2 protein-coding genes are annotated in these 2,413 nt (G+C 75.4%); both read left to right on the forward strand.

The features are described from left to right. Positions 1-1,221 (forward strand): PH domain-containing protein (locus SACPADRAFT_RS26980; RefSeq protein ID WP_007027300.1); only part of this gene is annotated, 1,221 nt, incomplete at its 5' end. Positions 1,222-1,230: 9 nt separating this feature from the next. Beyond that, positions 1,231-2,262, forward strand: coding sequence for an aminotransferase class V-fold PLP-dependent enzyme (locus tag SACPADRAFT_RS0210940; RefSeq protein ID WP_007027301.1), 1,032 nt, complete (start codon positions 1,231-1,233; stop codon positions 2,260-2,262). The last annotated feature ends 151 nt before the right edge of the window (positions 2,263-2,413 follow it).

Genomic DNA, 2,413 nt, shown 5'->3' on the forward strand with positions numbered 1-2,413 from the left:
CCGCCGCCGGGCACGCCCCGCACGGACGGCACCGACAGCGCGGAAGGCACCGACGGGGGTACGGTGCCCGGGGCGGCGGGCCCCGGGGTGCTGGCGACGTTCCGGCCGTCCTGGGTGCGCTTCGCCCCGATCTCGGTGCTCACCCCCGCACTCGGCGCGGCCGCCTTCGGTGCGGTGCTCCAGGTGGCCGAGTGGCTGGGGCTGCAGGACGGGGTGGTCAGCTGGGCGCTGGACCGGTTGCGGGCCCTGCCGCTGCCGACGGCGGTGCTGTTCGTCGTACTCACCGGCCTGGCCGCCGGAGTCGTCGGGTCGATCGCCGTGTTCGTCGAATGGTGGTGGCGGTTCCGGCTGGAACGGGAGCCCACCGGCACGCTGCGGGTGCGGCGGGGGCTGCTCACCACCCGGTCGGTCTCCCTGGAGGAGCGCAGGCTGCGGGGCGTGGAACTGCTGGAGCCGCTCGGCAACCGGCTGCTCGGGGCGGCCCGCGTCGACGCGGTGGCGACCGGGCTCTCCGAACAGCCCGCGAAGAACGAGCGCACCGAGCACAAGACGCTCCTGCCGCCCGCACCCCGGTGGGACGCCGACTGGGTGGTCGCCGCGGTACTGCGGGAACCCGTGTCGCCGACCGAGTCGGTCGGCCTGCGTCGTCATCCGCGCGCGGCCCGGGGCAGACGGATCCGCTGGGCGCTGTCGGTCGTGGCGGTGCCGGTGGCGGCCGCGGTGGTGCTCGGGCTGACCGTGTGGACCCCGGCACTGGTCGTGGCAGCGCTGCTCGCGGCCGTGGGGGTCCCCGTCGCGGTCGCCCTGGCCTTCGAGGCCTACGCCAACCTGGGGCACGGGCTCACCGGTGGGTACCTGGTGGCCCGCAACGGGTCGGTGCTGCGCCGGACCGTGGCGCTGCAGCGCCGGGGTGTCATCGGGTGGACGGCCCGGCAGTCGATCTTCCAACGCCGGAAGGGGTTGATCACCCTGACGGCCACCACGGCGGCCGGGGCGCAGGGCTACCCGGTGTACGACGTCGGGATGGACGAGGGGCTCCGCTTCGCCGAGGCCGCCGTACCCGACCTGTTCGGCCCCTTCCTCGAACCCGCCGACGGCACCGAACCCGCCGACGGCACCGAACCCGCCGACGGCACCGGACCCGCCGACGGCACCACACGGACCGCGGACACCTCGCCCGCCACCCGGAAAGACGTCGAACAACACACGGACGGTGACTAGGCTGCCGCCATGCGTGCCGCCTTCGACGCCGAATTCGCCCTCGACCACCCCTACCTCGACACCCCGTCGACCGGGATCCCCCCGGCGCACGTGGCCGACGCGGTGGCCGGGGCGGTGGAGCACTGGCGCCGCGGCGACGGTGCCGCACTCGACCTCGACGCCCTGGTGGACAGCACCCGTGCCGACTTCGGGCGCCTCGTCGGCATTCCCGCCGACCGGGTGGCGGTCGGGGCCACCGTGGCCCAGCTCGTCGCCCCGGTGGCGGCCGGGTTGCCGGACGGTGCCTCGGTGCTCACCGCCCGGGGCGAGTTCACCAGCGTGGTCTTCCCGTTCGCCGCCCAGGGCGACCGGGGGGTGACGGTCCGGGAGGTCCCGGTGACGGAGCTGCCCGGCGCGGTCGCCGGACACGACCTCGTGGCCGTGAGCGTGGTCCAGTCCGCCGACGGTGCCGTGCTCGACCTGGACGCACTGCGCGAGGCCGCCACGGCGGCCGGGGTGCCGGTGCTGCTGGACACCACCCAGGCCGCCGGATGGCTGCCGCTGGAACTGGAGTGGGCCGACTGGGTCGTCGGGGACTCGTTCAAGTGGCTCCTGGGCCCGCGCGGCGCGGCGTGGTTGGGGGTGCATCCGCGGGTGCGGGACCGGACCCTGCCCGTGGCGGCCAACTGGTACGCCGGGGCGGACCGGTGGGGCGGGACCATTTACGGGCTGCCGCTGGACCTGGCCGCCGACGCCCGGCGGTTCGACACCGCGCCCGCGTTGTTGCCGTTCGTCGGGGCGGCACACGCCCTGGCGTACGTGGCGGGCCTGGACGCGGAGAAGGTCCGGCGGCACTGCGTCGGACTCGCCGACGGGTTGCGGTCCGAACTCGGCATGCCCCCGGGCGGCAGCGCGATCGTCGCGCTCGACGTCGAGCGGGCCGCCGACCGGATCGCCGGGGCGGGAATCACCGCCAGTGTGCGCGGCGGTCGGGCACGGGTGGGATTCCATCTGTACAACACGCCGGAGGACGTACTCCGGGTGGTGGATGCGTTCCGCTGACGGGAGACTACGGTCACCGTTCGTGGCTGGATCTGAACACGGACCCCGAACGAGTGACACGGAGCGGTTGCGCGTCGACCCGCCGTCCGCTGACGCCGCCCCACCCGGCCCGGCGCAGCCCGGTGCCGCGACCACCGGCGCGGCCCCGGAC

The sequence above is a fragment of the Saccharomonospora iraqiensis subsp. paurometabolica YIM 90007 genome, assembly GCF_000231035.2.
Taxonomy (GTDB): Bacteria; Actinomycetota; Actinomycetes; order Mycobacteriales; family Pseudonocardiaceae; genus Saccharomonospora; species Saccharomonospora paurometabolica.